A 25,490-nucleotide genomic window follows, 5' to 3' on the forward strand; every position below is an offset into this window, starting at 1 on the left:
CGAGAGACCATCCTGGACATGCCTGACGAACTGCCAGGAGAAGATGAGGGCCCGGTCCGGTAGACCGCGCCGTCACGCCTGACTCGCACATGTGTCGCTCGGGCCCGGGGACAGATGGTTCAGGTGGCGTTCACCGATGGGATCGGATCGGTGTCCGGGGCGGGTGCGGTGAGGACGGTTCGCAGGGCGGTCCGGACTTCGGTGCGGAGCCAGGTGTGGGCGGGATCGGTGTCGTAACGGTGGTGCCAGGCGACGATGACCGGTACGGGGGGAAGGTCGAGGGGCAGCGCTCGAGCGCATAGTCGCAGGCTGGTCCAGACCGGTCGGCACACCTGTTCGGCGACCGCGGTGACCATGGTGGTGCGGGCGGCGAGTTCGAGTGCTGCCGCGGTGGTGGGCAGCGCGGCGCGGACGCGTCGGTGCAGGCCGAGGTCGGCGAGGGCGTCGTCGATGGGGCCGGTGAGTCGTCCGCGGCGGGAGACGGTGACGTGTTCGGCTTCGGCGAAGCGCCGGGGTGTGAGCGGGCCGGTGGCCAGCGGGTGGTCCGCGCGCATCACGGTCACCATCCGGTCGGTGCCGATGTGCCAGGCGGCGATCTCGGGCCGTTGGGGCGCCGTGGCCCCGACCTCCAGATCGGTCTGTCCGCGTGCGAGGTCGGTGACGTCGGCGGAGGGTTCGGACAGGAATGTGAGCGAGACGTTCGGCGCGGTGTCGGCGACGGCGGCGATCAGGAGCGGCGCCAGTGCCGAGACGAGCGCGTCGTGGCACCGCAGGGTGAAGCCGCGTTCGAGTGTGTCGAGGTCGAGTGTGGTCACCGGGGTGAGCACCGCGGTGGCGCGCCTGACCAGGTCCCGGGTCTCTTCACGCAGGGCGAGTGCGTGCGGGGTCGGGGTCATGGTGCGTCCGGTGCGCACGAGGATGTCGTCGCCGGTGGCCTTGCGGATGCGGGCCAGCGTGCGGCTCATGGCCGGCGGCGACAGGTGCAGCCGTTCGGCGGCGGCCGCGACGCTGTTCTCCTCCAGCAGGGCGTCCAGGGCTACCAGCAGGTTCAGATCCACATGCACCACGGTAACGGATGACCTTACAAGAGTGCACTGGCAATCATGTGGAGGCGCTCGTAGCGTTGGCGGCGTCCGGGACCGACGAGTCCCGAATCCCCCTCTGAAAGGGCTGCATCATGACCGTTCCCACCGCCGCCGACAACGCCTCCGCGACTCCGGTCGCCTCGTCCCCCTCGGCCGAGGACCGCGCGCTGCTCGCCGCCGTGGTCGAGATCGCGGCCGAGGCGGGCCGTGCCCTGGAGGCGAGATACTCGACCACGGCCCGCCCCGCCGGACGTGACGACATGTTCAAGGCCGGCACGGCCGACGGACAGGTCTCGCTCGGCATCCTGCGCCCGGCCCTGACCGCGCTGCGCCCCGGGGCGCGCTGGCTGACCGACGAGTACGAGACCACCGAACTGCCGCCGGGCGAATGGTGGGTGGTCGACGAGGTCGAAGGGAACGTCAACCACGTGCACGGGCTGCCCGAGTGGGCGGTCACCGTGGCGCTGGTGCGCGACGGACAGACGGTGCTGGCCGTGGTGCGCCAGCCCGTCGGCGACCTGACCTACACCGCGCTGCGTGGCGCGGGTGCCCAACTCAACGGCACCGCGCTGAAGGTCTCGGCGAAGACCGGCCTGGATGCCGCGATCGTGGTGACCGGGCAGGCCGAAGCCGACCAGGAGGGCACCTACCGCCGCATCGGGCAGTCGATCACGGCGATGCTCGACAACGCTCTGCTGGTGCGCGCCGCCGTGCCCTCCACCTTCCCGATGCTGCTGGTGGCCGCCGGGCACAACGACGTGTTCTGGCAGTACGAGCCGGTCCTGCCCGGCGTGGCGGCCGGCGCACTGATGATCACCGAAGCCGGCGGTGTCGTCACCCGGATCGACGGCACGCCGTGGAGCCCGGGCGCCGACACCGTCGTAGCCACCGCTCCGGCGCTGCACGCCGCGGCCGTCCAGGTCCTGACGACGGTCGCCTGACCGGGCGCGCGGCCACCGGACACCACCGAGAACCCGAACGTGAGGAACCCGTCATGAATGTGACCATCCTGGCTGCCTCCGGCGCCGTCGGGCTCGCGCTGACCCGCCAGGCGCTGGAGCGCGGGTATACCGTCACCGCCGTCGCTCGCACCCCGGCGCGGATCGCCGTGCCCGACTCGCCGCGGCTGACCCGTGTGGCCGCCGACGTGCGCGATCCGGCCGGCATCGCGGAGGCGCTGGACGGCAGCGAGATCGTGCTCTCGGGCCTGGGCGTGGCCAAGGGGGACAAGCCCGGCGTGCTCACGGCCGGTTCCCGCGCGGTGCTGGCGGCGCACCCGGCCCGGATCGTCTGGCTCGGCGCCTACGGCACGGGTCCGTCCGCGCAGGCCGCCGGCTTCGCCACCCGCACCCTGCTCAAGGCGATGGGCGCGGAACTGGCCGACAAGGTCGGCGCCGACGCCGCCGTGCTGGAGGGCGGAGGCACCGTCTTCCACTCCGGTCCGTTCGCGAACGGACCGGTGAGCACGAGTCGCCGTACGGTCGGACTGGACGAGACCCCCAAGCGGTTCTTCCCGGCCCGCATCAGCCGGGAGACGGTCGCCGCCGCCATGCTCGACGAGGCCCAGACCCCGCGCTTTCCCGGACGGATCGCCGTCCCCCTCGGGGACTGATCCCCGCCCCGACGACGGACGCCGGTCCGAGCCGCCATTACGGCGCGGGCCGGCGTCCGCACACCCCCGAGACACCGCTCCAGAACAGGTCAGCGCCAGCCGAGTTCGGGCGCGACGTGGGTGAGGATGCTCTCCAGCACGTGGACGTTGTAGTCGACCCCGAGCAGGTTCGGGACGGTCAGCAGCAGGGTGTCGGCGGCCTGGATCGCCTCGTCGTCCTGCAACAGTTTCACCAGCTTGTCGGGCTCCGCGGCGTAGGAGCGCCCGAAGACCGACCAGGTCGTGTCGTCGAGCATGCCAACGTGGTCCTCGGAGTCGCGGTCGCGGCCGAAGTAGGCCCGGTCGAGGTCGTCGGTCAGAGCGAAGATGCTGCGGGCGACCGACACCCGCGGCTGCCTGCGATGTCCTGCCTTCCCATAGGCCTCCCGGTACGCGTCGATCTGCTTACGCTGCTGCACGTGCAGCGGCTCGCCCGTCTCGTCTTCCTTCAGCGTCGAACTCTGCAGGTTCATGCCCAGCTCGGCGGCCCAGACAGCGGTCGCGTTCGACGCGGAACCCCACCAGATCCGGTCCCGCAGCCCTTCGGAGTGCGGTTCGATCCGCAGCAGCCCGGGTGGGTTGGAGAACATCGGCCGCGGGTTGGGCCGGGCAAAGCCCTCGCCGCCGAGGACCTTGAGGAACGCTTCGGTATGGCGGCGGGCCATGTCGGCGTCCGTCTCGCCCGGCGTGGGGCTGTGGCCGAACAGGCGCCAGCCGTCGATCACCTGTTCCGGTGAGCCGCGGCTGATGCCCAGTTGCAGCCGGCCGGCCGAGATCAGGTCGGCGGCGCCCGCGTCCTCGGCCATGTACAGCGGGTTCTCGTAACGCATGTCGATCACGCCGGTGCCGATCTCGATCGTCGAGGTCCGCGCGCCGATCGCTGCGAGCAGGGGGAACGGACTGGCCGCCTGCCGGGCGAAATGGTGCACGCGGAAGTACGCGCCGTCCACGCCGAGCTCCTCGGCGGCGACCGCCAGGTCGATCGACTGGAGCAGGACGTCCGCGGCCGACCGCGCCTGGGAATGTTCGCTGGGTGACCAGTGCCCGAAGGAGAGAAATCCGATTTTCTTCACAGTGTGTCCAGGGTTGGAAGCCGTGTCTGATACCCGGGGTCGGGAGAACCCTCAGGCACTTGCCGTCGGCCATGGCTGATGGCCGGCCGGGACGCCTTGGAGGTCCGCGGTGGTGTCCGAGACCTTCCCTAACTCGATCGTGCCGTTGAGGATGGCGGCATCAGTTCCTCGATGTCGGGGTGGGCCGGAGAGGGACTACCGAGCAGGCGGATGTTGTGGCGAAAGGCTGCCCACGCGGATCGGTGCCTCCTCGGTGGCCGTGCCGGGCGGGCTCGTGGGGGTGTCAGCTGGCCTGGGCCGTCGGCATGATGAAGACCTGCGGAAGGTTGACCCGCAGCGGCCGGGAGGCGATGAAGCCGACTATCTGCGCGATGTCGTCGGACTGGAGCCAGTCGACGGTCTCCTTCGATCCCTCCAGCCACGCGTTGGCGCCGGCGTCCGTGACGTGGTCCTGCAGCTCCGTGCCCACGATCCCGGGCTCGATCGCGGAGACCCGCACCTTCTTCGCACCCAGCTCGGCCCGGAGGTGCTTGGAGAGGTGCGAGACGAACGCCTTGGTGCCGGCGTAGACGGCGAAGGTCGGGTACAGGTTGTGCGCGGCGCTCGACGAAGTGTTGATCAGATCGGCGACACCACGCTCGCCGGCGGCCCGTACCAGCTGCGGGGTGAAGGCGCCGATGACGTTCATCAGACCGGAGATGTTCAGGTCGATCTGGCGCTGCCACTGGTCCATGCGCAGTTCTTCGACGGGCGCGGGCAACATGACTCCGGCGTTGTTGAGAAGCAGGTCCGCGGCGCCCAGCTCCGCCTGCACACGGTCGGCCGCGGCCTGCACCGCGACGGCGTCGGTCACGTCGACGGCGATCGCCACAGCGGTGCCGCCGTTCTTGCCGATGCGGGCAACCAGGTCGTCCAGCCGGTCCGCGCGCCGCGCCAGCACGGCGACCTTCGCGCCCAGCGACGCCAGGTGCTCGGCCGACGCCTCGCCGATGCCGCTGGACGCGCCGGTGATCACGGCCACCCGACCGTCCAAGGGCGTGGCGGATTTCGTGGCAGAGGTCTCGGTGGTCATGAGATGACACCTTCCGGAAGATCAGTGAATGCGTGAGCGGGAATGTTGGAGCGGGAACGTGGGAGCGGGCCGGCCGGGAGCGGCCCAGTGACGTGCGCCGTCTTGGCCCGATGCATCCAGAAGACCACCCTGAGACCGGCCCGCACCGCCCGGAGATGGCCCTGGGCAGACAGGTACCGGCAGGGCCACCCAGCGCAGAGCGCCCAGCATGCGCGCACGTCAGACTGGGTGTATGGACCGCAGCAGCGAGATCGCCGACTTCCTGCGCACCCGTCGCGCGCGGATCAGCCCCGAGTCGGCCGGGCTGCCCGCCGACGGGCGCTCCCGACGCGTCCCCGGTCTTCGCCGAGAGGAAGCCGCCCGCCTCGCAGGCGTGAGCACCGAGTACTACACCCGGCTGGAACAGGGCAGGGCCACAAACCCCTCCCCCGAGGTCGTGGACGCCCTGGCCCGTGCCCTGCGCCTGGACGCCGCCGAGCACCAGCACCTCACCGACCTCTTCGCCCGCCAGGGCGGACGCCGGGCGCCGGTGGCCCCGCAGCGGGTCCGCCAGGGCCTGCACCTGATGCTGCAGACCCTGGACCACGTGCCCGCCTACATCCTCGGCCGGCGCACGGATGTCCTGGCCTCCAACCACCTGGCCCGCGCCATCCTCACCGACTTCGAAGCACTGCCCGTCCCCCGCCGCAACCTCGCCCGTTACTACCTCCTCGACCCCCAGGCCCGCGAGCGCACCGTCGACTGGGAGCGGATCGCCTGCGAGACCGTGGCCATGCTGCGCCTGGAAGCAGGCCATTGCCCCCAAGACCGCCGGCTCGCCGACCTGATCGGCGAACTGACCCTCAACTCCCCTGAGTTCAGCACGTGGTGGAACGACCACCGCGTACTGCGCCGTACCCACGGGGCCATGCACTACTGGCACCCGCTCGTCGGCGACCTGCACTTCTCCTACGAGTCACTGCTGCTCCCCGGCGACGAGAACCAGACACTGTGCGTGTACATACCCGACCCGGGCTCCCCCACCGCCGAGTCTCTGGGCATCCTCAACAGCTGGAACGCACCACCCACTCCCGACACCGCCCTGCACCCCCGCCCGGCCGGCCCCAGCGAAGCGGCAGCCCCTCCGGGAGCCTGAGCAGATCGGACTGCCGCAGGCACGGCACCAGTCGTCAGGAGCGACCACTCGACGGAACAACACGGCGTGTCGGGATGCAGCTGCCGGCCGACCACTTCCAAGCCGAGGTCATCCAGCGGCAGAACGTCGTCAGGTCAGCAGGGCAGAAGGTGGCGTCACGCACGAGCCTGGGGCGCAACCGCTGAGGATCGGCCGGTGACGTTCGGCCGATCAGACGCGGTCGTGGAGCGTGACCTGGTAGCCGTCGGGGTCGGCGAAGGTGAAGGTCCGACCGAAGGGGCCGTCGATCGGGGCGGAGACGATGGTGTGACCGTCGGCGGCGAGCGCGTCGTGGATGGCCTGGACGTCGGTGGCGTGGAGCCAGATCGCGGCACCGATGCCGGGCTGAGCGACGGATGCGAGGTCGGTGCCGGGGATGACGTCGCGGAGTGCGAACGCGATCGGCTTCGTCTCGAAGACGACGGCGTGCGGAGGTCCGGCCGGCGAGCGGACAAGGCCCAGGTACTGCTCGTAGAACGCCTGCGAGGCGTCGCGGTCGCGCACTTGGAGCGAGATGAAGTCGGGGCCGGTGGCGGGCATGATGACACTCCTTGCTTTCATGTCAGTTTTCTGACATGCAGGAACCTATGTCAGAATGCTGACATGAGTCAAGAAGGTGTCGGCGTCGACCTGAAGACGTCACTGGGCTACCTGCTCAAAGAAACCTCGAGCGCCCTCCGCACGGCCATGGAGGAAGTGCTGCGGCCACTCGGGATGAGCGTGACGCACTACTCCTGCCTCGAACTGCTGGCGCAACGACCGGGCTTGTCGAACTCCGAGCTCGCACGGGGCGCATTCGTGACACGGCAGACGATGAACGTGCTGCTCCAGGCCCTGGAACGAGACGGCTACGTGACCAGGCCCGCGGAGGCACCCGTCGGGAAGGCGCTTCCCACGCGGCTCACGCCCAGCGGCCGACGAAGCCTCGAGAAGGCGAGCGCAGCCGTCAGGTCCGTCGAGGCCAGAATGCTGGCCGGCCTGAACGAGACCGAGCAGTCAGACGCGTTCCGGATCCTGCAGAGCATGATCCATTCCCTGCGCGGTGGCAACGAGGGTGCATAGCTTGTTCCGAGTGCGGCCAAGCCTGAAATCCGGGTCGGCAACCTCGAAAAGCAACAGACCCCGACAAGAAGAGTTTATGAGCCAATTGGCGCAGGATCGGCGGACCTCACGCCGGGGGCTGTGACGACAGCGAAGGGTCGGGAAGCCGACCGCTCGAAAGACGCCGGGCGGTCGGAATGCGGGTGGGGTATCGAATACGACGAGGACTTCGCGGTGGGCGGTGTTGAGGGACCCCACTGAAGCTTGCCTGCAGTGATGTGAAAATGGAGCTGCTCCCTGACCCGGATGCGCAGCGAGTCATTGCTGCGCCTGGGGACAAAGTTCGTTGGCAGTGGTCCGTGACGGCCAGTAGGCCAGGTGAGCACGAACTGACGCTAGCCCTAGGGCCTGCCCGACGGGTCGCGTCACCGACCCCGCACCCGACAGCAATGCAACTCGAACCGGCCCAACATGCCATGTCGCCCATATGGATGAACAATAAGCTGAGAAGTGTCCCAACCGAGGCAATCCGTGAAAGGCGAACCAAATGCGCATTCGACGAATCCTCGCCGCCGTCATCGCCACGGCAGCCCTCGCCGGACTCGGCCTCACAGGCGCCGCCACCGCCTCCGCCGCCAGCCTCACCCCGGGTGAGTGCCAGCAGGGCGGCGGAACGGTCAATTGGGCGAACAACACCTGCAAGGGCGGTATGTACGACGGGCAGATGGTCGACTAACCCCCACTGGGCGCCCCGCAGCCACCCTCTGCGGGGCGCTCCCGCGCGAGAGTAGCCGGGAGAGTCGCAGAGGCCGTGCCGACCCGTGGGGCACGCTGGGTCCGAGTCGACCCGGAAGCACGTGGCGCGTGGGAACTTGACTGAGGCGTGCCCGCGCTGGCCGAGCCACCGCACAGGTGTTGTCCGTGGAGCGTCCGCGCGGCGGTTGGGGTCTTCGCCATAACGCAGCTGTTCGATGTTCGCGAAGGCCTGGAGCAGGCACGCGTGGACCGCGAGGGCGCGTGGCGGTTCGTCCGCGACTTCACATACACGTGAGTGGAACCGCTCACCGACGGCGACGACTTCACCGAGAAGGACCTCGCAGCAACGGAGGAACATCTCGGCATTGGCCTGCCGGCCGCCCTCGGCGCGATGCACCGATTGCTCGGGCGGCGCCAGGATCTGACGAGCAATCACGATCGGCTGCTGCAGCCGGACCAGCTCTACATCGATGCGCGCGGCGAGTGCCCGGCTACCGAATTCGCTTGGGTGATGGCGGTCACTCGTCCATGATCAGCTCGGTCTCGGCACGGCAGTCGTTGTCCAGTTCGGGGTGATAGTGGATTTGCAAGAGCCTGCGCCTGACGGGCCGGATGATCTGACCGAGCTCGGCTGCGGCGAGGTTGCCGAGGTCGCACTTGATCAGTTTTCGGATCGCCGTCGGCGCGAACACGTGGTTCTCAGGTCCGACGGCGCGCTGGAACAGCAGCGGCATCGGCGGGTTCCAGACCTTCTCGCGGACGTCGTATGAGGCCACCTGCGGCATCGTCCCGTCGGGGCCGCGCAAACGGCTGGTGATGGCGCTGAGGACTTCGGCGAGTTCCGGGCCGACGTGCCCGGCTCCAGGGCCCGTCAGCTGACCAGCACGTTCGAAACCTCCGTGCCTGGCCTGTACGACATCGGTGCACTGGCCGCCCCGATGTTCGACCCGATGATGCGCTTCGTCGCCGGAACGGAGTACGCCGCCGCTCGCGTCGCCCGCGATGCCGTCCGATGGGCCGTCGCTCCATGAGCGTGGACCGGTCTCCTGGAAATGAGGGGAGGCGGAACAGTGGGAGGATTGCCGGCGTGACGGCAAGAAACAGTGACATCGAGAAGGCGGCCGGTGTGCTGCGCGCCGGCGGCCTCGTGGCCCTCCCGACCGAGACTGTCTACGGTCTGGGCGCCAACGCCGAGGATCCCGCCGCTGTCGCGCGCATCTTCCAGGTCAAGGGGCGTCCGCCCTCCCACCCGCTGATCGTCCACATCGGCGGCGCGGAGCAGCTGGACGACTGGGTCGAGGACGTGCCCGCGACGGCGCGCCTGTTGGCCGCACGTTTCTGGCCGGGTCCGCTCACGCTGGTGTTGCGGCGCGGTCGCCGGGTGCCCCTCGAAGCGACGGGTGGTTTGGAGACGGTGGCTGTGCGTGTGCCCGACCACCCCGTGGCGCTCGCGCTGCTGTCGGCCTTCGGTGGTGGCGTCACGGCCCCGTCCGCCAATCGCTTCGGTTCGGTCAGCCCCACCACGGCGGACCACGTCCGTGCGGAGCTCGGCGACGCCGTCGACTTCGTCCTGGACGGCGGCTCCTGCGAAGTCGGCGTCGAGTCCACCATCGTCGACGCCACGGCCGAGATCCCGAGCATCCTGCGGCCCGGCGGGGTGACGCGCGAGGACCTCCAGGCGGTGCTGGGGTTCCCCCTCGCGGTCCCCACGACCAGTCGCGTCCGGGTGCCGGGCCAGCATCCGTCCCACTACGCGCCGCGTGCACAGGTCGTCCTCGTCGAGCCCGACAAGGTCGTCGCCGAGGCGGAGCTCGCGCAGAAGCTGGGGCACCGGGTGGGCGTCTTCCTTCCTCCCTCCTTTGCCGGCGCTCCGGTGAGGGTGCACGCCGTGGTGGCGGTGCCCGGTTCGTTGGCCGCCTACGCGCGCGGGCTCTACGGGTTCCTGCGCGAGCTCGACCAGCAAGGATGCGACCTCATCATCGCGTCCCTGCCGGCGGAGGAGGAGCTGGGACTGGCGATCGCCAACCGGCTCCGCCGCGCCGCGGGGCCCCGGCCCTCCGCGGTCCCCGGCCTCCAGCAGCACTGAACGCCGGGCGGCCAGCAGCGGGTTTCACCGTGTGGGGGCAGCAGCCCTGCTCAGGCCATGGGAAGCGACCGGTTGCGCACTGCCGTCGGCCAGGCGGTAGGACAGACCCACCGGGGCAAGTCGGCCGGCGGACGCTCGCTCGGCCGGCACGCGGGAGCGTTCCAGCAGAAGCTCGACGGTGTGCCTTCTGTGCTCGGCCAGGATCTCCTCGGGCCGCTCGCGCCCGGCGCCGCGGGCCGCCAGCACACTCGGGGTCAGACGCCCGACCACGTCACGGACGATACCGGCGGGCACCTGGCCGCCGTCGGCAGCGGCGCGGGACGGATGGCGGCCTGCGCACCCTCCCGGCCGGCACGCCCGGACGCCGGGCGGTGTCGTTCTCGGTGGGCCTCCTCGGTGCGCTGCGCAGCCGCTCGGCCCACCACGGCCCGCCCGCACCGCCTGGCCCCGCGTCAAGCCTCTTCCCGTGACATGGTCACTCGCCGACCGCGAGGATCCGCAGAGCAGGGGGCGCCTACGCCACGGGAGTGGATCTGCCGGGGCGGCGGGTGGCCTCCCACGCGGCGCCGGGACCACCGGGCCGGGACATCACGCAGTGAGAGAGGTCAAGGCCGGGGGACACGCCGGATGGGGTAAGCAGCCGCCACCCGAGCTGCCCATGCGGAGCTCGGCGGGCGCGTCGGCAGGGCAGTTCGTAGATTGAAGAGGAAGCCACTCGCAGGGACATACATGTGACGGCACCGGAGATCGACTACACGGCGGTGTTCGCCGTCCTTCCGAGCCCGTGCCTGATGCTGGGCACGGACCTGGTGATCGCCGCTGCCAACCCGGCCTTCTGCGAGGTGACCGGACGGGCCCAGGCCGAGCTGGTCGGGCACTACCTCTTCGATGTCTTCCCGGACAACCCCGCCGACCCGGAGGCGGACGGGATGGAGACGCTGAAAGCCTCGCTGCACCGTGTCCTGTCCTCCGGCCAGACCGATCACATGGCGCTGCAGAGGTACGACATCCCTGTCGTCGGCAACCCGGAGGTGTTCAAGGAGCAGTGGTGGACCGCGATCAACGTGCCCGTCCTCGGCCCGGACGGCAAGGTCGCCTGGATCCTCCACCGGTCCGAGGACATGACCGACGTCGTCCGCGCCCGCCGCGCGGCGCAGCTGCCGTCGGTCAGGCCTGGCCGGGAAGCGGCCATGGAAGCCGAGCTGTACGCCCGGGCGCGGCAGCTGCAGGTGCTGAACGAGGAACTGCGCCAGGCGCACGCCCGTGAACGGCGCATCGCCGTCGCCCTGCAGGAAACCATGCTCCACACTCCTGACCTGGCCCGGCACCCAGACGTCGCCGTGCGCTACCTGCCTGCGACCGGGGCGCTGAACGTGTGCGGCGACTGGTACGACGCGGTCGACCTGCCCGCAGGCCGCTTCGCCGTCGCGGTCGGCGACGTGGTCGGCCACGGGCTGATGGCCGCCACCGTCATGGGCAGGCTCCGCAGTGCGCTGAGCGCCGCCATCCGCACCGTCCACGGCCCCGCCCAAGCGCTGGAGGTCCTGGGGGTGTACGCCCGCTCGGTCGAGGGAGCACTGGCCGCCACCGCCGTCCAGGTCCTCGTCGACTGCCACAGCCATCTGCTCATCTACAGCAGCGCCGGTCACCTCCCGCCCGTCCTGCTGCACCCTGACGGCACGTGCGAGTTGCTCGACCAGGCCACCGACCCACCGCTGGGTGCCCGCCCCGAACACGTCCCCCGCCCCCAGGCCACCACCACCTACGCCCCGGGCGACACCCTCATCCTCTACACCGACGGCCTGATCGAACGCCGCGGTGAGGACATCGACACCGGCCTGACCCGCCTGACCGACACGCTCGCCACCTGCACCGGGTTCGGCGCGGAACGCCTCGCCGACGCCCTCCTGGCCGGCCTGGACCTCACCAGCGGCGCAGGCGACGACATCGCCATGGTCGTCGTCCGCCTGGGCGCAATCACCGAACCGCCCTGACCGGGACGGTGCCGGCAGTCGCGACGGCGCCTGCGAGCCCAAACCGACCGAGGGGCGGACGGGGTCGTCGTCCTCGGTCAGGCGATCATGCCTCCGCGATGATCCGGGCCTTCAGCCGGTCGTATTCGGCCACCGCGCCCGGCTCGTGATCGAAGTAGTCCTCCCAGAAACCCGGTCGCTGCCACTCCCGGGGCGCCAGGGTCAGCCGACCGTCCTCCAGTCCGGTGAGCCAACAGGTCGGCACCCGATCGGACACGATCTCGAACATGTCGGCGTCCCACAGTCCGGGCGAGTCGATCTCGTCCCTCCGCGCGCTGCGGTCAGGAAGCCGAAACAGGGTCCGCAAGGACTGCTACGACCTGGTGAAGTGCGGGTCATCCAGAAGCACCACACGCGCCGGCGGACCGTGCGCGCAGGAGCGCCGTGCTCGTGGTCGGGCATGCGGTCGCGCCGCGACCCCGGTGTCGCGCGCGGCCGTACCGGTAGCGCGCTGCGCCGGGGTCGCGGGCTACGCCCGTGATGTCACGCGATGTCGACCATTCCGGACGCCCAGTCGTCCAGGAGCCTGGAGGGGTCCAGGACGACGGGCAGTTCGGTCAGGCCCCGGAAGGCGGGGAAGGGCACGGTGAGCCACTTGGCCTCGTCCGCCGGCAGGGCCAGGGAGAGTTGCGGGAAGCGGCGGAAGAGCGAGGCCAGGGCGATCTGCATCTCCATCCTCGCCAACGGTGCGCCGAGGCAGAAGTGCGGCCCCGTACCGAAGGCCAGGTGTTTGCTCTGTACGCCCGGCCGGGTGATGTCGAAGGTGTCGGGGTCCTCGAACGCGGCGGCGTCCCGGTTGGCCGAGGTGACCGCGATCTGTACCAGCGAACCCTTGGGAATGAGCGTCCCCGCGATGGTGATGTCCTCGAGGGCGTGGCGGAAGGTCGCGTTCTCGACCGACCCCTCGAAGCGGATGATCTCCTCGATCGCGTTCGGGAGGAGGTCGGGCGAGTCGATCACCTGCCTGAGCTGCTCCGGATGGGTGAGCAGGGTGTAGACGGCGTTGCCGATGAGGTAGGCGGTCGTCTTGTGGCCCGCGAACAGCAGCACCCACAGCGTGGACAGCAACTCACCGTCCGTCAGCGACTCCTGCTCGTCCTGCGTCTGGATGAGGACGCTGAGCAAGTCGTCCTCGGGGGCCTTGCGTTTACGGGCGATCAGGACCTCGAAGTACTCCCGGAGCGTGTTCTCCGCCTCGGCCAGGCGATCCTTGTCCTTCTTGCTGAAGCCGGTCCGCGCGACGACACTGCACCACTGCTGGACCTCCTGCCGCTCCTCCTCGGGGACGCCGATGAGCTCGCAGATCACCTGCAGGGGCAGCGGGAAGGCGAAGGCCGACAGCAGATCGACGGGCTGCAGAGTGGAGCAGTTGTCGAGCAGCGTGTCGGTGAGCTCCTGGATCCGTGGGCGCAGCGCCTCGATACGGCGGGGCACGAAGGCACGGCTGATGATCCGGCGCAGCCGCGTGTGCTTCGGCGGGTCGGCGAACAGCATGTTGTCGTCCAGGGCGATGGAGGAGTCGCCGAAGATGGACCGGTAGGCGTCGATGGCCGCGTACATGTCCTTGCTGATCCTGGGGTCGGCAAGGGCGGCCTTCGCGTCCTCGAACCGGGTGATCAGGTACGAGTGCACACCATGGGGCGGGGTGATGCGGCAGACCGGCGCGTTCTCCCGCAGGTGCCGGTAGAGGGGGTGCGGGTTGGCCCGGTACTCCGGGCAACCACGGGATGCCGCGTCCACCGCCCGGGCTGTCTCGTCCGCGATCTCCTGCTCCTGCATCTGAGTCATCGACGGCCCTTCTTCTCTTCCCACGGTGGCACAGGTCGGCTGCAAGCGTGGAATGCATTGACGCCACTCGCAAAGGGAAAACGCGATTCACCCTGACGCGGACCCACATCGTCCGCACGGTACGGAAACGGAAAAGCAGAGTGTGCCGTCCGGGGGAAGGCTCGATTGCCGACCCCGGGTGCCTGTGACAGGTTCGAATCCAGGGCCGCCATGAATGCGAATCGCTGCCCGAACTGCCGCTGGGTCACTGGAGGAGGACGGGCCGTGGACACGCACGACAAAGAAATGGTGCCGGTATTGATCGTGGGCGGTTCGCTTGTCGGACTGTCCGCGTCGGTGTTTCTGGGAAGACTGGGCGTCACCCATATGGTCGCCGAGCGCCGCGCCGCCACATCCGAACATCCCCGGGGCCGGGGGAACAACATGCGGACGATGGAGGTGTTCCGTACCGCCGGGCTGGAACCGGACATCAGAAAGGCCGCGGCCGTCCTGTCCGGCAATCACGGCATCATGCAGACGGACAAGCTCTCGGGCGGTGAGAGCAGATGGCTCTCGGCCCGTCTCACCGGCCCGGCCCCCGAGACGAACGTGTGCTCCACCCGGCGGTGCGCGTGCAGCCAGAACGACCTGGAGCCGGTCCTGCTGGCACACGCCCGTGCACTGGGCGGGGATGTGCGCTTCGGTACGGAGCTGATCTCCTTCACCGAGGACCGGGACGGCGTGACGTGCGAACTGCGCGAGCGGGAGAGCGGCCGGACGTACTCGATGCGCACCGCCTACCTCCTGGCGGCCGACGGGCCGCGCAGCCCCGTGCGCGAGCGGCTGGGCATCGGGCAGAGCGGCGGGGGCGACCTGTTCCACAACGTCAGCGTCACCTTCCGCAGCAAGCTCCTCCGTCAGGTGGTCGGGGACAAGCGGTTCCTCGTGTGCTACCTGAACGGAACCGAGGGCGAAGGGGTCCTCCTGCCCGTCGACAACGAGGAGAAGTGGGTCTTCCACGTCCCGTGGTTCCCCGAGCGCGGCCAGACGCTCGAGTCCTTCACCGACACGCGCATCGCCGACCACATCAGGGCCGCCGCGGGCGTCCGGGACCTGGACGTCGAGGTCACGGGACGCGCCCCGTGGCACGCGGCGGACCGGGTCGCCGACCGCTATCGGCAGGGACGCGTCTTCCTCATCGGTGACTCGGCCCACGAGATGCCCCCCACCGGCGCCTTCGGATCCAACACGGGCATCCAGGACGCGCACAACCTCGCCTGGAAGATCTCGGCCGTGCTGGGCGGATGGGCCGGAGCGGGCCTGCTGGACACCTATGAGAACGAACGGCGCCCGGTCGCCCTGGCCACGAGTGCCCGGGCCATCGAGCAGGCCGCACGCGAGCAGCACCCCGGTTACAGCGCCGCGCAGGGTGCGGGCCAGAGCACGGACCTGATGACCGTGTCCCTCGGTTACCGCTATGTCTCCACGGCCGTGTGCGGCGCCGACACCGACGCGCCGACCATCCCGCAGGAGCTTCGCCTGCAGGCGGACCCCGGCACCCGGGCCCCGCACATGACCGTCGTGCACAACGGGGACACCAAGTCGACCATCGACCTGTACGAGCGGTCCTTCGTCCTCCTCTGCGGCCTTGCGGACGGGCCGTGGCCGTCGGCCGCCCACGCCGCGGCGGCCAAGCTCGGCGTCCCCCTGGTGTCCTACCGCGCCGGAGCCGGCCCGGACTTCGACGTCGACACCTCGCCCGCCCTGGCCGCCGGTGCCGAGGACTGGGCCGCCACGCACGGCGTCACCCCGCAGGGCGCGGTGCTCGTGCGCCCCGACGGAATGGTCGCCTGGCGCTCCGGCGACCTCCCCGCGAACCCCGAGGACGAGCTGACGCACGTTCTGCAGGGCCTCCTCAGCCGCTGATCCCGCTCTCCGACGCCCCCGAACCGTTCCAGCACAGGGAGCCCTTCCATGCCTCAAGCCGCCGAGACCACCGCCGCGCAGGCTCCGGGCGACATAGGCCTGCGCACCGCGCTGAGCGCCGACGACACCCGGCACGAACGAGTAGATGTCCACCACCACTACACCGCCCCCGAATGGGTGCAGTGGGCCGAGAAGAACGGAATCGCGGACCGTGACGGGCTGCCGCCGTGGACCCGGTGGGACGAGACCGCCGCCCTGGACCTGATGGATCTGACCGGCACGCGCACCAGCATCCTCACCGTCGCCATGCTGGGACGCTTCCAGGACGCGGCGACACGCAAGGAGAGCACGCGTGTCGCCCTCGAGGCCGCGGGCGACCTGACCGCCCGGCACTCCGACCGCTTCGCCTTCTTCACACCCGTCTTCCTCGACGACGCCGAACTCTCCCGCTGGTCCGTCACCCATGGGATGGACCAGCTCGGCGCGGTGGGCGTCAGCGCGCGCACCAGCACGGGTAGCACCTATCTGGGCGACCCCGGGCTGGACCCGATCATGGCGGAACTCGACGAACGCGCCGCTGTGATCAGCACGCACCCCATGCAGGTGAACACCTCCGGCGCCCCCGAGGGCGTACCGCCGTTCGTGTGCGACTTCCTCATGGACACGACCCGCGCCGCACTGAGCCTGATCATGAACGGCACTCTGGACCGTTTCCCGCGGCTCACGTTCATCCTCCCGCACGGCGGCGGGTACCTCCCCTACATCGCGAGCCGGATCGAGGTCTTCGGGCGCCAGCTCGTCCCCGCCGTCGATCCCGGCCGCGTCCGCGACTACCTGCACCGCTTCTACTACGACACGGCCGCGCCCATGTCGCCGTCGGCCACCCCCACTCTGCTGGCCGTGGCGGGCTCCTCCCGCATCCTCTACGGAAGCGACTGGCCGCCGACCCCCACCCGGGTGGTCGCCGATGTGACAACTCCCGCCCTGGACAGGGATCCCGCCCTCGGCGACCAGGAGCGCGCTCACATCAACCGCGGGAACGCGCTGCGTCTGCTGCCCGCCCTCGCACCGGCCTGAGCACGCCCGGTGGGCCGTCCTCCCACCGCGTGTGTGAGTGCCACGGAGAATCGCTGTCAGGCTCCCTCCGCGTTCGGATGGACGTCGGCCGTGCGGCTCGTCTCACCGAGCCGCACGGCCGACGCGCGAACGGCCGGCAGGTTGCCCGAGCCAGCGCCCACACCGAGGAAGACGGCGACGAAAGCGTCGTATCGGAAATCCCTCCGGCAGGGCGTGCGGGTTCACACCACCGGCAGCGTGCCGGCGGTCTCGGAGTAGCAGCGGTGGCAGCCCGATCCGGCCATACCTAGGCTCGCTAGCGGAAACGAGTTCGCGGGAAGGACACAGAATGCCTCAGGTAGACGAGGAAGACATCCGAGTCAGCGCAATCGATACGGCGGATCAGCCCCGAACGCTCCGGAGTTCTCTGCGTTCCGCGGTCAAGGAAACCATGCTGCTGCCGGTGTTCCTGGTCCTCACCACCATGATGATGGCACTGTGGCTCATGGGTATGCCCTTCATGCAGGCCTTGACCATTTCGACCGCGGTGAAGATTTCGATGGTCCTGTTCGAAGCGCGTCGGCGGCCTCGCACGTCGAAGGTCTGACGCCCGGCGCCCTCTCCGTTCCGTCGTCCTGCGACCAGGACGCCTCTTCGGGATCAGGGCGCCTGCCCCTCGGGGGGCGCACTTCTCCGGTCCCCGCCCGGTGTCAGGCCGCGGGCCCCACCTTCTCGCCGGCCCCGCTCTCCCCGAGGCCCGGCGGCATCGCCGCCGCGAGGTCGTCGCGTCCGGGATGCGCCCGGCGCTCCCGCAGGTCGGCCATCGCCAGGACCAGGGCGACGAGGATGATCGCCGTGGCGGTGAGCAGCCCGAGCTGAAGGGCTGTCGTGGAGTGGCCATGGTCGGCGACATGGGCGAAGTAGACAGAGCCGACCACCGCGATACCGGTGGCCGAGCCGATGCGCTGGCCGGTCTGCAGCACGCCACCCGCCGCACCGGCACGTCGCACCGGCACGAGCGTGAGCGTGAGGGTCGTGTTGGGTGAGACCGTGAGTCCGGACCCGATTCCGCCAATGACCAGCGGCAGCGCCATGGCCCAGCCCACACCGTCCCCGGGGACCAGCTGAACGGCGACGACGACACCGAGCAGCCCGAGAGCCACTCCGCTCAGGCCGATGACAACCAGGGCGCGGCCGTAGCGCATCACCAGTCGGCCCCCTACGGCCGCGCCGACCGCCGAGGCGGCCGCGAACGGCAGAATCGTCACACCCGCGGCGAGCGCGCTGTATCCCGCGGCGTTCTGCAGGAACAGCGACAGGACGAAGAAGATGGTGGTCAGTCCGGCGAAGAACATGAGGCTGATGAGAGCGCCGAGCGTGAAGGAGCGCAGGGAGAAAAGCCCGAGGTCGACCAACGGTGCCTTCCCCAGGCGCCCCTGGGTCTTCTCCCACACCCAGAAGGCCCCGAGCAGCAGTGCGGCCACCGGAATCAGCAGCCATTTGGCCCGGCCCGGCCACTGCTGCTCCTGCACGAGGGGCAGCAGAAGGGCGAGTACGCCCGCGCCGAGCAGCAGTACGCCGAACGGGTCGAACTTCTCCCGTCTGTCGTTCGGCACCGGGAGTCGGGGCAGCAGCCGGTTCCCCGCGACGAGGGCCGCCACCCCGATCGGCACGTTGACGAAGAACACCCAGCGCCACCCGTCGGCCGTGCCGAACGCGTGGATCAGCAGTCCGCCCGCCAGTGGGCCCACCGCGGTGGACACGGCGACGACGCTGCCGTGGAAGCCGAACGCCCGGGCCCGCTCGGCGCCCTGGAACATCTGCTGGATCAGCCCCGAGGTCTGCGGTGCGACCACACCGGCGGCCGCCCCCTGGATCAGCCGGCACACCACCAGCCAGGTGGGGCCGGTGGCGAGGCCGCACGCCACCGATGCGGCCGTGAACACGGCGAGGCCGAACAACAGCGCCTGGCGGCGGCCCCGCACGTCACCCAGTCGTCCCGCCGGTGCCAGCGCGAGCCCGAAGGCGAGTGCGTACCCGGACACCACCCAGGACTGGGTGGCTGCGGAGGCACCGAGCCCGCGCTCCATGGAAGGCAGCGCCACGTTCACGATCGAGACGTCGAGCAGCGAGATGAATCCCGCGGTCAGACAGACCGCGAGCGCTTTCCACCGCCGGTCGTCGAGACCGGGCCGAGCCGTTTCTGTGGTCATGTGATCACGCTATGCAGCCGAGACCGGTCGCACCAGCCGGGGAAAGGGCGCAGGGACAGCCCGGCGGGGGTCGTGACCTTTGACTCGGCGCGGAGCCGGAAGGTGAACAGGGGTGTGCGGGTGCAGTCCTCCGGGGCGACCTTGCCGCCGGGGGTGCTCCAGCCACCGGGGCGCTCAGGGCCGCGCACGGCAAGCCCCCGGAGTCAGTCAACGCGGCCAGAGAGCTCGTCAGCGCCCCGGCCACACCGACGGCGGGGGCTACCACCCCCGACCGGTACCGCGGAGCGGCACGCCATCTCCCCCATCACTGAGTGATCGCGCTGGGGGAACCGGCGGCTTGAGTGAGTGTCAGGTCCATCATGCCTGCTCGGACGTGGTTTGCGGTAGGACGGAGCGCACGTCCGTTCAGGCTTGTCCGGGGTGGTGGCCTGCCCGCAGACTCGTCGTCATCCACTCTCCGACGTCCGTGTCGGCATCCGTTCTCGGGTGTCGACGCGTTCGTCGTGCTGTCTCGTCGCGGGGCGGGTGCAGGTGGGGGTGGGGGAACGGAGGGGAATCGATGGATCAGGACATGGTCATGCGGGCGAGGGTGCTGCTGCTCAGTGCCAACCGGCGGGTGGTGCGCGGCACCGAGGGGTTGCGGATCTACCGCCTGCTGACGCAGGTCGAGCCGGAGGTGTACGGATCGAAGCTGGCGTACGTTCTGGTGGAGGCCAGCGCGTCGTCGCAGGTTCGGGAACTGCCCGAACAGCGGCTGGCACTGTTGGACGAGGCGGTGGCGGTGGCCTCCGCCCTGGGCGCCGCGAATCCCTACCGGGCCATGGTGCTGGCGAAGGCGCTTGCCGCCAGGCGGGAACTCGAGGGGCGGCAGACACAGGGGATGTGAGACAGGTGCCGATGCGCCGCAGGCACCTCTGGGGCTCCATCAAGGGCTCGACCGCCTGCGACCGGGCAGACAGGGCCCACGCGGTACGGGAGGCGCACGATGACTGGTCGTCCCTTTCGACCGTGACTTCGAATCCGTCGGTGACGACGTCCGCCAGGACCTCGATGTAGATGCCGCAACCGGGCCCACGGCGGCCGGAGGCAAGTGGTGGGGACGTTCCCAGCACTGGCCTCCGGCCACAGGCCCTCAGATCAGACCAGTGCCGCCGAAACATCGCGACGGGCGCCGATCGGAGCCGTTCGCAGCCCGGTCCGGTGTGGCGGGCAGCGCGGGCCCGGGCGGTTTTCGGAGGGGATGGGTCCTTCAGCCTGTCACCAGTCGGCGGTGGCCGTCGGATCCACCTCGCAGTGATCGATGTCGTTCAAGGACCCTCCCGCGCCGGCGGCGGCCACCCGGAGGGTCTTTGTGCCCTTCGCGGGGACTGCCACCTGGTGGGTGGTGTCGATGAGGGTGAAGCCGCTCCTGTCCTTGAAGCTGGTCTTCGCGGTGAAAACAACTTCGCGTGCGTTCGGGTTGCTGACCTCGACGACGGCGAAGGGGTCGGTCACGCTTGCACAGCGCACGAGGACCGCGGTGCCGTTCTTCAGCGGCCGGGCGGACGCGGAGGGAGACGCCGTAGGGGTGGAACGGCGGGTGGGTTGCGAACGGTACGTACCGCCGGACGGCTTGTCGCTGTGCGCATCGGCGCCGCTCGACGCCGATGCCGGCGTGGAACTGTCGTGGTCCTGACGGGAACTGCTGCAACCGCCGCCGTCACTGCCGTGATGATTGCGGCTTTTGTGGCTCTGGCCCGACGAGAACCCGGTCAGGGCCAGGACGACCATGGCCGACACCGCTGCGAATCTGAGTCTGCGCCCCCGTGTGAACATGCCGTCACTCTAACCATGGGCGTGACACCCGCCCCCGCCAGGGCAGACCGGCCCGCTCGGTCAGCGGCACGACGCCTTGTGCCGGAGGGCTCCGCCGAACAGCTCCACGTGTTCCGTGGCCGTCGTGGCACGACCGCGGACGACGGTGACGGTGACCCGTCCGGCCGTCGGTTCCGAGAGGTCGAAGGCGTAGAGCGCACGCCGACCGTCCAGGACGGGTGGCAGTCGGCGGACCGCGAGAGGTCTGCCGTTGCACGTCACCGACCGGACGGTCTCACGGTCCGCGCCGAACACATGGACCTCAGCGAACGTGTACGTACTGAGCAGGGGAACGAGCGCGGGACGGACGGAGAAGGGAGTGTCGCGGCGGTCGGAGACGCACAACGTCGTGGTGAACCCGCCGGTCGTGGCGGCCGAACCCGAGCAGAAGCGCCCGTCGGCGGACTCCCAGACGAACGTGGCAGCGCTCCGGCCGACGGCGGCGGTGAACATCCCGTGCGGTCCCGGAAGGTCCTTGACGGCCAGTTGTGCCGTGAGGTTGGCTCTGGACGCGTCGACCACCTGGCCCGGCCGAGGCGTAGCGGCCCGCGGCGACGCCGTGCGCGTCGTGGAGGCCCCCGGTGACGGCTTCACCCTGGACGGGCCGCCCCCAGCCGTACAGGCCACCGCCGAGAGCAGTGCCGCACCGGCCACGACACGTACGAGAAGCCTGTTCATGTTCCCCCCGCCGGCCCATGTCAGTGCCCGGAGGGTAGCGCCCGCGGCCAGTGCCTGTCAGCGGTCCGCGGCCGCAAGGGCACGATGCCTCGCACGGAGGGGACTTCGGGGGGGCCGCCAGGACCGTCATCCCCAGGAGGTGTCCGGTGGGGCGTGGTGGGGGTTCTCAGGCGTCCGGCGGATACCAGCGCAGTTCCACGGTGTTGCCGTCCGGGTCCCGCACGTAGAGAGACTCGGCGGTGCCCTGGGCTCCGAAGCGCTTGGCGGGGCCGTCGAGCACCGTGAAGACGCCGGAATCGACGACCTGTTGCCAGTCGAGCGGCTCGACCACCAGGCAGATGTGATCGACGTTGGAGCCCTTTGGCCCCTCGGCGGGCGCCTTGATGAGGTCGATGATGGTGGTGGGGCTCACCCGCACGGAGGGGAAGGGGACCTTGCCCTCCCGCCACTCCTCCACCCGCACCGGCTGCAGCCCCAGAGGGCCGAGGTAGAAGGCGAGCGAGCGCTCGATGTCGGAGACGTTGAGGACGAGGTGGTCGAAGGCGATCACGCGCATGGGTATCTCCGTGGGGTGGCGGCGTGCGAGACGCCGGCGGCGGTATGACGGGGCCGGCAGCTGCGGGCCACGCCGGGTACGGGCTGTGGCTGCTTGCTGGCAGCGCGGCCTGTCCCTCTTTGAGCATCGCCGGACAGGCATCCATTGGTCCAACGCATGCTTGTCATGTGATCAATCGAGGTTCACGATTGATCAATGGATCTCCAGCAGATGCGTTATGTCCTCGCAGTGGCGGAGACCGCCAACTTCACCCGCGCCGCCGAGCAATGCCATATCGTCCAGTCCGCGCTCAGTCACCAGGTAGCCCGGCTGGAGAAGGAACTGGGCGCCCGACTGTTCGAACGAACCAGCCGCCGGGTGCGGCTGACCCCCGCCGGAGAGGCGTTCCTGCCCGCCGCCCGCCAGGCTCTGGAAGCGGCCGAACGGGCCCGGGCGGAGGTGGCGGCGGCCACCGGCGAGATACGCGGCAAACTGACCGTCGGGTCGATCCCCACCGTGGCGGCCGTCGATCTCCCGTCGGTGATCCGGGACTACCGCCGGCGCTATCCTCAGGTACGGTTCAGTCTCCGAGCGGGCTCCAGCGAGGCGCTCGTCGAGCAGGTGCGCGAAGGCGCACTGGATGCGGCGTTCCTCGGTGTACCGCCCGGATTCCGGCCGCAAGGCGTCCGTGACAGGGAACTTGGCCACGGGCAGCATGTCGCGGTGGTCGCCCCGGGCCACCCGCTGGCCACGCACCATGAGGTGGACCTGCGCCGCCTCGCCGACGAGGTGTTCGTGGACTTCGCCGACGGCAGCGCCGCCCGCGCCCAGTCGGACCAGGCGTTCGCGGCGGTCGGCCTGCGGCGCGAGGTCGCGTTCGAGGTGTCCGGCGTCGAGCTCATGGTGCGGATGGTCCGCCATGGATTGGGCATCGCCCTGCTACCCGCGAGCTTCACTGCCGAACTGCACGGACTGCGGTGTGTGCCGATCACGGACGGGCCGATACGGGTGGAGCGCCTCGTCTGGAGCCGGTTCACCCCGTCACCCGCAGCCTCCGCCTTCCTCGCCCTGCCAGGCGTCTGCACGCCTTGAGATCGTGAACCGTCCGAACGACCCGCTGGCAAGACCGTCACTCGACGTCGTCGGCTGGGCCCGCAGGTCACAGACCCTGCAACGAGCTGCCACGCCCCACTCCAACCACGCCACCCCACAGCGACGCGGCCTGTGGTTCGGGCATGTCTGGACCGCATGGTCAACACGCTTCCCTCGTCGGCGACATGGGGCTGCCCCAGGACAGGGCAGCGAACCGCCCACAGGACGGGTGGCTTTCGGTGGGCCGAGGGCCCTCACCGGCTGAGGTGAAGCCCCTCGACACACCTGGCCTCAGTTCATGCGGAGACCGGAGCCATTCGTGTGCGGGACACCGGCGATCCGCTCACCCGCCGACGATCGCGGCGGCAGCAGGGGCAAACCGCTCACGCCAGGGCGAACTTCTGGGCCCCGGAGCCGTTGCAGTCCCAGATCTGCAGCCGGGTGCCGTTCGCCGTGGCGCCCGAGGGTGAGTCGATGCACCGGCCGCTGGTCGGGTTGTACATCGAGCCGTCGGCGTTGGCGACCCAGTTCTGGTAGCCCCCGCCGTTGCATGTGGCCAGTTGAAGCTTTGTGCCGGCCGCGCTGACACCGCCCGCGATGTCCAGGCACTTGCCCAGCGTGCGGAGGGTCTGGCCGCTCCAGGTCCACTTCTGGTCGAGCGAGGTCGCCTGCTGGCAGTCCCACAGCTGGACCGCGGTGCCGTCGCCGCCGGTGTCGTCACCGGCCACGTCCACGCACTTGCCGCCCGGACCGTAGATCGGGGTACCGATGGCGAACTTCTGGGCACCGGAGCCGTTGCAGTCCCAGATCTGCAGCCGGGTGCCGTTCGCGGTGCCGCCCGACGGCGAGTCGATGCACCGGCCGCTTGCCGGGTTGCGCAGTGAGCCGTCGGTCTGCCGCACCCACGCCTGGTAGCCGCCGCTGTTGCAGGTGGCGAGCTGCAACTGCGTACCGGCGGCACTGTTGCCACCACTGATGTCCAGGCACTTGCCGAGGGTCTGCAGGGTCTGGCCGCTCCAGGTCCAGTGCTGGTCCTTCGCCGCCGACTGGCAGTCCCACAACTGGACCGCGGTGCCGTCGCCGCCGGTGTCGTCACCGGCCACGTCCACGCACTTGCCACCCGGACCGGTGATCGTCTGGCCGGTCACCGAACCGCCGCCACCGCCCCCGGAGCCGGGACCCTTGTTGTACACGGCAACCGAGTCGATGACCAGCTTGCCGCCGGAGACCGTGGCCGCGTTCGGGCCGCCGCCGAAAGCGTCGGGGAACCCGCCCCCGATCGCCAGGTCGTAGATGATGAAGAAGGGGTGGTCGATCGCGTCGGACCAGGTCGTCGCGTCCACCTGGTTGGCGTTGACGGTGAAGAAGTTGTTCCCGTCGAGGTAGAACCGGATCTGCTCCGGCGACACCGAGCGGTCGATCTCCACCGCGTAGTCGTGGAAGCCGGTCTGGCAGCCCGCACAGGCGCGCTCTCCCGAACCGATACCGGTCGACTCGTTGCACGGGCCGCCCGGGTTCACGCCGCAGTGGATCGTGCTGAAGTCGGAGCTGCGGCCGTTGATGTCCTCCATGATGTCGATCTCGCCGGACTTCGGCCACACCACGCCGTCGCGCAGTGGGGCGCCGAGCATCCAGAACGCCGGCCAGTAGCCCGCGCCGTTGGCGGTGGTGACGTTGGGCTGTTGCAGGACGGACTCGATGCGTACGACTCCGCCGGCCGGTGCGCCGAAGGACGCGGACTGGGTCTCCACGCGCCCCGAGGTCCATCCGCTGCGTGCGTCGGAACCGGAGTGCAGGGCCTGGAGCACCAGATGGCCCTGGCCGTCGTAGGAGACGTTCGAGGTGCTGTTGGTCATGGTCTCGATCTCACCGGTGCCGAAACTGCTGCCCGGGCCGGTGTCGTACTTCCACAGGCCCTGGTCGATGCCGGTGCCGGACGCACCGTTGAAGTCGTCGCTCCAGGTGAGCGAGAAGCCCGGCGGCGTCGGGGGCACGGCTGCATGCGCGTTGAGCGTCGTGGTGACGGTGGCCGCCACCGCGAGGGCGACGACGGGAACCAGACTCAGGGTTCTTCTCCATCTGCGACGCAGCGGCCTTGCGAAATTCAGTCGCATGTACCTGACCTCCGAGTGAAGAGAATGACGACGGCGAACCGGGTGACTACTCGGCCGGGTTCCGCGCGGGCAGGAAGGATCCGACGAACGCGAGAACGCCGGTGACAGCGCGACGGGGCCGTGGTGCCGTGGGTCTCCGGTGGGCTTTCCGTGGCCTTACACGAACTGCCAGAGGTGGTCGGCGGTCCCGTTGTCGTCGAACTGGACCACGTGCGCGCTGTCGGCGGTCGACATCAAGTCGACGCCGAGGACCTTGCCGGAGTTCTTGTTGTGGATGCGGTACA

Annotated in this window: 27 protein-coding genes; 13 read left to right on the top strand and 14 right to left on the bottom strand. The window is 69.9% G+C overall.

Annotated elements, in window-relative coordinates; all coding sequences use genetic code 11:
• Nucleotides 1–119 precede the first annotated feature (119 nt).
• On the bottom strand, nucleotides 120–1,058 hold the full coding sequence (locus ACWDGI_RS20625; RefSeq protein ID WP_450760942.1) for a LysR family transcriptional regulator: 939 nt from the start codon (nucleotides 1,056–1,058) through the stop codon (nucleotides 120–122).
• Nucleotides 1,059–1,177: 119 nt separating this feature from the next.
• Between ACWDGI_RS20625 and ACWDGI_RS20630 the strand changes: the two genes are divergently transcribed.
• Together ACWDGI_RS20630 and ACWDGI_RS20635 are read left to right on the top strand one after the other, a co-directional pair.
• Entirely contained in the window at nucleotides 1,178–2,026 is an 849-nt protein-coding gene (locus ACWDGI_RS20630) for an inositol monophosphatase family protein (protein WP_450760943.1), read from the top strand.
• 53 nt (nucleotides 2,027–2,079) lie between these two features.
• Nucleotides 2,080–2,697 carry an NAD(P)-dependent oxidoreductase gene (locus ACWDGI_RS20635; RefSeq protein ID WP_450760945.1) on the top strand — a complete coding sequence of 206 codons (618 nt, stop codon included), beginning with the start codon at nucleotides 2,080–2,082 and terminating at the stop codon, nucleotides 2,695–2,697.
• An 89-nt stretch (nucleotides 2,698–2,786) separates the two neighbouring features.
• On the opposite strand, the gene ACWDGI_RS20640 is transcribed toward ACWDGI_RS20635, so the two are convergent.
• Both ACWDGI_RS20640 and ACWDGI_RS20645 read right to left on the bottom strand, forming a co-directional pair.
• A complete protein-coding gene (locus tag ACWDGI_RS20640; RefSeq protein WP_450760947.1) occupies nucleotides 2,787–3,809 on the bottom strand; it encodes an LLM class flavin-dependent oxidoreductase in 1,023 nt (340 codons plus the stop codon).
• A gap of 283 nt (nucleotides 3,810–4,092) precedes the next feature.
• Complete coding sequence (locus ACWDGI_RS20645; RefSeq protein WP_450760949.1) at nucleotides 4,093–4,881, bottom strand: SDR family oxidoreductase; 789 nt, start codon at nucleotides 4,879–4,881, stop codon at nucleotides 4,093–4,095.
• A gap of 232 nt (nucleotides 4,882–5,113) precedes the next feature.
• Here ACWDGI_RS20645 and ACWDGI_RS20650 point away from each other — a divergent pair, with 232 nt between their 5' ends.
• Nucleotides 5,114–6,016, top strand: a complete 903-nt coding sequence (locus ACWDGI_RS20650; RefSeq protein ID WP_450760951.1) for a helix-turn-helix transcriptional regulator — start codon at nucleotides 5,114–5,116, stop codon at nucleotides 6,014–6,016.
• A gap of 210 nt (nucleotides 6,017–6,226) precedes the next feature.
• Here ACWDGI_RS20650 and ACWDGI_RS20655 read toward each other — a convergent pair whose 3' ends face one another.
• Entirely contained in the window at nucleotides 6,227–6,595 is a 369-nt protein-coding gene (locus tag ACWDGI_RS20655) for a VOC family protein (protein ID WP_450760953.1), read from the bottom strand.
• 63 nt (nucleotides 6,596–6,658) lie between these two features.
• Here ACWDGI_RS20655 and ACWDGI_RS20660 point away from each other — a divergent pair, with 63 nt between their 5' ends.
• The 3 genes from ACWDGI_RS20660 to ACWDGI_RS20670 all read left to right on the top strand — a co-directional run bounded on the left by ACWDGI_RS20660 (nucleotide 6,659) and on the right by ACWDGI_RS20670 (nucleotide 8,384).
• Nucleotides 6,659–7,117 carry a MarR family winged helix-turn-helix transcriptional regulator gene (locus tag ACWDGI_RS20660; protein ID WP_450760955.1) on the top strand — a complete coding sequence of 153 codons (459 nt, stop codon included), beginning with the start codon at nucleotides 6,659–6,661 and terminating at the stop codon, nucleotides 7,115–7,117.
• A 526-nt stretch (nucleotides 7,118–7,643) separates the two neighbouring features.
• Nucleotides 7,644–7,832, top strand: a complete 189-nt coding sequence (locus ACWDGI_RS20665; RefSeq protein ID WP_450760957.1) for a hypothetical protein — start codon at nucleotides 7,644–7,646, stop codon at nucleotides 7,830–7,832.
• A gap of 315 nt (nucleotides 7,833–8,147) precedes the next feature.
• The gene (locus tag ACWDGI_RS20670; RefSeq protein WP_450760959.1) at nucleotides 8,148–8,384 is read left to right on the top strand and encodes a hypothetical protein; all 237 of its coding nucleotides are present in this window, start codon (nucleotides 8,148–8,150) and stop codon (nucleotides 8,382–8,384) included.
• Here the strand turns inward: ACWDGI_RS20670 and ACWDGI_RS20675 are convergent.
• On the bottom strand, nucleotides 8,371–8,628 hold the full coding sequence (locus ACWDGI_RS20675) for a hypothetical protein (protein ID WP_450760961.1): 258 nt from the start codon (nucleotides 8,626–8,628) through the stop codon (nucleotides 8,371–8,373). The two genes, ACWDGI_RS20670 and ACWDGI_RS20675, sit on opposite strands and share 14 nt — an antisense overlap.
• 311 nt (nucleotides 8,629–8,939) lie before the next feature.
• Here ACWDGI_RS20675 and ACWDGI_RS20680 point away from each other — a divergent pair, with 311 nt between their 5' ends.
• On the top strand, nucleotides 8,940–9,938 hold the full coding sequence (locus tag ACWDGI_RS20680) for an L-threonylcarbamoyladenylate synthase (RefSeq protein WP_450760963.1): 999 nt from the start codon (nucleotides 8,940–8,942) through the stop codon (nucleotides 9,936–9,938).
• A 24-nt stretch (nucleotides 9,939–9,962) separates the two neighbouring features.
• Here ACWDGI_RS20680 and ACWDGI_RS20685 read toward each other — a convergent pair whose 3' ends face one another.
• A complete protein-coding gene (locus ACWDGI_RS20685; RefSeq protein WP_450760965.1) occupies nucleotides 9,963–10,208 on the bottom strand; it encodes a hypothetical protein in 246 nt (81 codons plus the stop codon).
• Nucleotides 10,209–10,669: 461 nt separating this feature from the next.
• Here ACWDGI_RS20685 and ACWDGI_RS20690 point away from each other — a divergent pair, with 461 nt between their 5' ends.
• Nucleotides 10,670–11,932: a SpoIIE family protein phosphatase gene (locus tag ACWDGI_RS20690; RefSeq protein WP_450760967.1), complete on the top strand. Its 1,263-nt coding sequence runs from the start codon at nucleotides 10,670–10,672 to the stop codon at nucleotides 11,930–11,932.
• A gap of 85 nt (nucleotides 11,933–12,017) precedes the next feature.
• Here the strand turns inward: ACWDGI_RS20690 and ACWDGI_RS20695 are convergent, their stop codons facing one another.
• Entirely contained in the window at nucleotides 12,018–12,200 is a 183-nt protein-coding gene (locus tag ACWDGI_RS20695) for a hypothetical protein (protein WP_450760969.1), read from the bottom strand.
• Nucleotides 12,201–12,454: 254 nt separating this feature from the next.
• On the bottom strand, nucleotides 12,455–13,759 hold the full coding sequence (locus ACWDGI_RS20700; protein WP_450760971.1) for a cytochrome P450 family protein: 1,305 nt from the start codon (nucleotides 13,757–13,759) through the stop codon (nucleotides 12,455–12,457).
• A 285-nt stretch (nucleotides 13,760–14,044) separates the two neighbouring features.
• On the opposite strand from ACWDGI_RS20700, the gene ACWDGI_RS20705 reads away from it, so the two are divergent.
• The 3 genes from ACWDGI_RS20705 (at nucleotide 14,045) to ACWDGI_RS20715 (ending at nucleotide 17,327) form a co-directional block, all read left to right on the top strand.
• The gene (locus tag ACWDGI_RS20705; protein ID WP_450761369.1) at nucleotides 14,045–15,664 is read left to right on the top strand and encodes an FAD-dependent oxidoreductase; all 1,620 of its coding nucleotides are present in this window, start codon (nucleotides 14,045–14,047) and stop codon (nucleotides 15,662–15,664) included.
• Nucleotides 15,665–15,712: 48 nt separating this feature from the next.
• Nucleotides 15,713–16,741 carry an amidohydrolase family protein gene (locus ACWDGI_RS20710; protein WP_450760972.1) on the top strand — a complete coding sequence of 343 codons (1,029 nt, stop codon included), beginning with the start codon at nucleotides 15,713–15,715 and terminating at the stop codon, nucleotides 16,739–16,741.
• Between the two features lie 328 nt (nucleotides 16,742–17,069).
• Complete coding sequence (locus ACWDGI_RS20715) at nucleotides 17,070–17,327, top strand: hypothetical protein (RefSeq protein ID WP_450760973.1); 258 nt, start codon at nucleotides 17,070–17,072, stop codon at nucleotides 17,325–17,327.
• 103 nt (nucleotides 17,328–17,430) lie between these two features.
• Here the strand turns inward: ACWDGI_RS20715 and ACWDGI_RS20720 are convergent, their stop codons facing one another.
• Nucleotides 17,431–18,933, bottom strand: coding sequence for an MFS transporter (locus tag ACWDGI_RS20720; protein WP_450760975.1), 1,503 nt, complete (start codon nucleotides 18,931–18,933; stop codon nucleotides 17,431–17,433).
• 559 nt (nucleotides 18,934–19,492) lie between these two features.
• On the opposite strand from ACWDGI_RS20720, the gene ACWDGI_RS20725 reads away from it, so the two are divergent.
• Nucleotides 19,493–19,819 carry a hypothetical protein gene (locus ACWDGI_RS20725; RefSeq protein ID WP_450760977.1) on the top strand — a complete coding sequence of 109 codons (327 nt, stop codon included), beginning with the start codon at nucleotides 19,493–19,495 and terminating at the stop codon, nucleotides 19,817–19,819.
• A 371-nt stretch (nucleotides 19,820–20,190) separates the two neighbouring features.
• On the opposite strand, the gene ACWDGI_RS20730 is transcribed toward ACWDGI_RS20725, so the two are convergent.
• The 3 genes from ACWDGI_RS20730 to ACWDGI_RS20740 all read right to left on the bottom strand — a co-directional run bounded on the left by ACWDGI_RS20730 (nucleotide 20,191) and on the right by ACWDGI_RS20740 (nucleotide 22,021).
• The gene (locus ACWDGI_RS20730) at nucleotides 20,191–20,703 is read right to left on the bottom strand and encodes a hypothetical protein (RefSeq protein WP_450760979.1); all 513 of its coding nucleotides are present in this window, start codon (nucleotides 20,701–20,703) and stop codon (nucleotides 20,191–20,193) included.
• Nucleotides 20,704–20,808: 105 nt separating this feature from the next.
• Complete coding sequence (locus tag ACWDGI_RS20735; protein ID WP_450760981.1) at nucleotides 20,809–21,465, bottom strand: hypothetical protein; 657 nt, start codon at nucleotides 21,463–21,465, stop codon at nucleotides 20,809–20,811.
• A 166-nt stretch (nucleotides 21,466–21,631) separates the two neighbouring features.
• Entirely contained in the window at nucleotides 21,632–22,021 is a 390-nt protein-coding gene (locus tag ACWDGI_RS20740; RefSeq protein WP_450760983.1) for a VOC family protein, read from the bottom strand.
• Nucleotides 22,022–22,216: 195 nt separating this feature from the next.
• Here ACWDGI_RS20740 and ACWDGI_RS20745 point away from each other — a divergent pair, with 195 nt between their 5' ends.
• The gene (locus ACWDGI_RS20745) at nucleotides 22,217–23,092 is read left to right on the top strand and encodes a LysR family transcriptional regulator (RefSeq protein ID WP_450760985.1); all 876 of its coding nucleotides are present in this window, start codon (nucleotides 22,217–22,219) and stop codon (nucleotides 23,090–23,092) included.
• A gap of 383 nt (nucleotides 23,093–23,475) precedes the next feature.
• Here the strand turns inward: ACWDGI_RS20745 and ACWDGI_RS20750 are convergent, their stop codons facing one another.
• Nucleotides 23,476–25,206, bottom strand: coding sequence for a ricin-type beta-trefoil lectin domain protein (locus tag ACWDGI_RS20750; RefSeq protein WP_450760987.1), 1,731 nt, complete (start codon nucleotides 25,204–25,206; stop codon nucleotides 23,476–23,478).
• Nucleotides 25,207–25,362: 156 nt separating this feature from the next.
• The coding region (locus ACWDGI_RS20755) for an RICIN domain-containing protein (RefSeq protein WP_450761371.1) at nucleotides 25,363–25,490 on the bottom strand (128 nt) is incomplete at its 5' end.

The organism is Streptomyces sp. NPDC001220, from assembly GCF_053597895.1.

Excerpts from the sequence above, each read along its gene's own strand:
- ACWDGI_RS20630 (WP_450760943.1), top strand. The coding sequence starts at position 1,178 with ATGACCGTTCCCACCGCCGCCGACAACGCCTCCGCGACTCCGGTCGCC.
- ACWDGI_RS20635 (WP_450760945.1), top strand. The coding sequence starts at position 2,080 with ATGAATGTGACCATCCTGGCTGCCTCCGGCGCCGTCGGGCTCGCGCTG.
- ACWDGI_RS20645 (WP_450760949.1), bottom strand. The coding sequence starts at position 4,881 with ATGACCACCGAGACCTCTGCCACGAAATCCGCCACGCCCTTGGACGGT.
- ACWDGI_RS20650 (WP_450760951.1), top strand. The coding sequence starts at position 5,114 with ATGGACCGCAGCAGCGAGATCGCCGACTTCCTGCGCACCCGTCGCGCG.
- ACWDGI_RS20655 (WP_450760953.1), bottom strand. The coding sequence starts at position 6,595 with ATGCCCGCCACCGGCCCCGACTTCATCTCGCTCCAAGTGCGCGACCGC.
- ACWDGI_RS20660 (WP_450760955.1), top strand. The coding sequence starts at position 6,659 with ATGAGTCAAGAAGGTGTCGGCGTCGACCTGAAGACGTCACTGGGCTAC.
- ACWDGI_RS20665 (WP_450760957.1), top strand. The coding sequence starts at position 7,644 with ATGCGCATTCGACGAATCCTCGCCGCCGTCATCGCCACGGCAGCCCTC.
- ACWDGI_RS20695 (WP_450760969.1), bottom strand. The coding sequence starts at position 12,200 with ATGTTCGAGATCGTGTCCGATCGGGTGCCGACCTGTTGGCTCACCGGA.
- ACWDGI_RS20700 (WP_450760971.1), bottom strand. The coding sequence starts at position 13,759 with ATGACTCAGATGCAGGAGCAGGAGATCGCGGACGAGACAGCCCGGGCG.
- ACWDGI_RS20705 (WP_450761369.1), top strand. The coding sequence starts at position 14,045 with ATGGTGCCGGTATTGATCGTGGGCGGTTCGCTTGTCGGACTGTCCGCG.
- ACWDGI_RS20710 (WP_450760972.1), top strand. The coding sequence starts at position 15,713 with ATGCCTCAAGCCGCCGAGACCACCGCCGCGCAGGCTCCGGGCGACATA.
- ACWDGI_RS20715 (WP_450760973.1), top strand. The coding sequence starts at position 17,070 with ATGCCTCAGGTAGACGAGGAAGACATCCGAGTCAGCGCAATCGATACG.
- ACWDGI_RS20720 (WP_450760975.1), bottom strand. The coding sequence starts at position 18,933 with ATGACCACAGAAACGGCTCGGCCCGGTCTCGACGACCGGCGGTGGAAA.
- ACWDGI_RS20725 (WP_450760977.1), top strand. The coding sequence starts at position 19,493 with ATGGATCAGGACATGGTCATGCGGGCGAGGGTGCTGCTGCTCAGTGCC.
- ACWDGI_RS20730 (WP_450760979.1), bottom strand. The coding sequence starts at position 20,703 with ATGGTCGTCCTGGCCCTGACCGGGTTCTCGTCGGGCCAGAGCCACAAA.
- ACWDGI_RS20735 (WP_450760981.1), bottom strand. The coding sequence starts at position 21,465 with ATGAACAGGCTTCTCGTACGTGTCGTGGCCGGTGCGGCACTGCTCTCG.
- ACWDGI_RS20740 (WP_450760983.1), bottom strand. The coding sequence starts at position 22,021 with ATGCGCGTGATCGCCTTCGACCACCTCGTCCTCAACGTCTCCGACATC.
- ACWDGI_RS20745 (WP_450760985.1), top strand. The coding sequence starts at position 22,217 with ATGGATCTCCAGCAGATGCGTTATGTCCTCGCAGTGGCGGAGACCGCC.
- ACWDGI_RS20750 (WP_450760987.1), bottom strand. The coding sequence starts at position 25,206 with ATGCGACTGAATTTCGCAAGGCCGCTGCGTCGCAGATGGAGAAGAACC.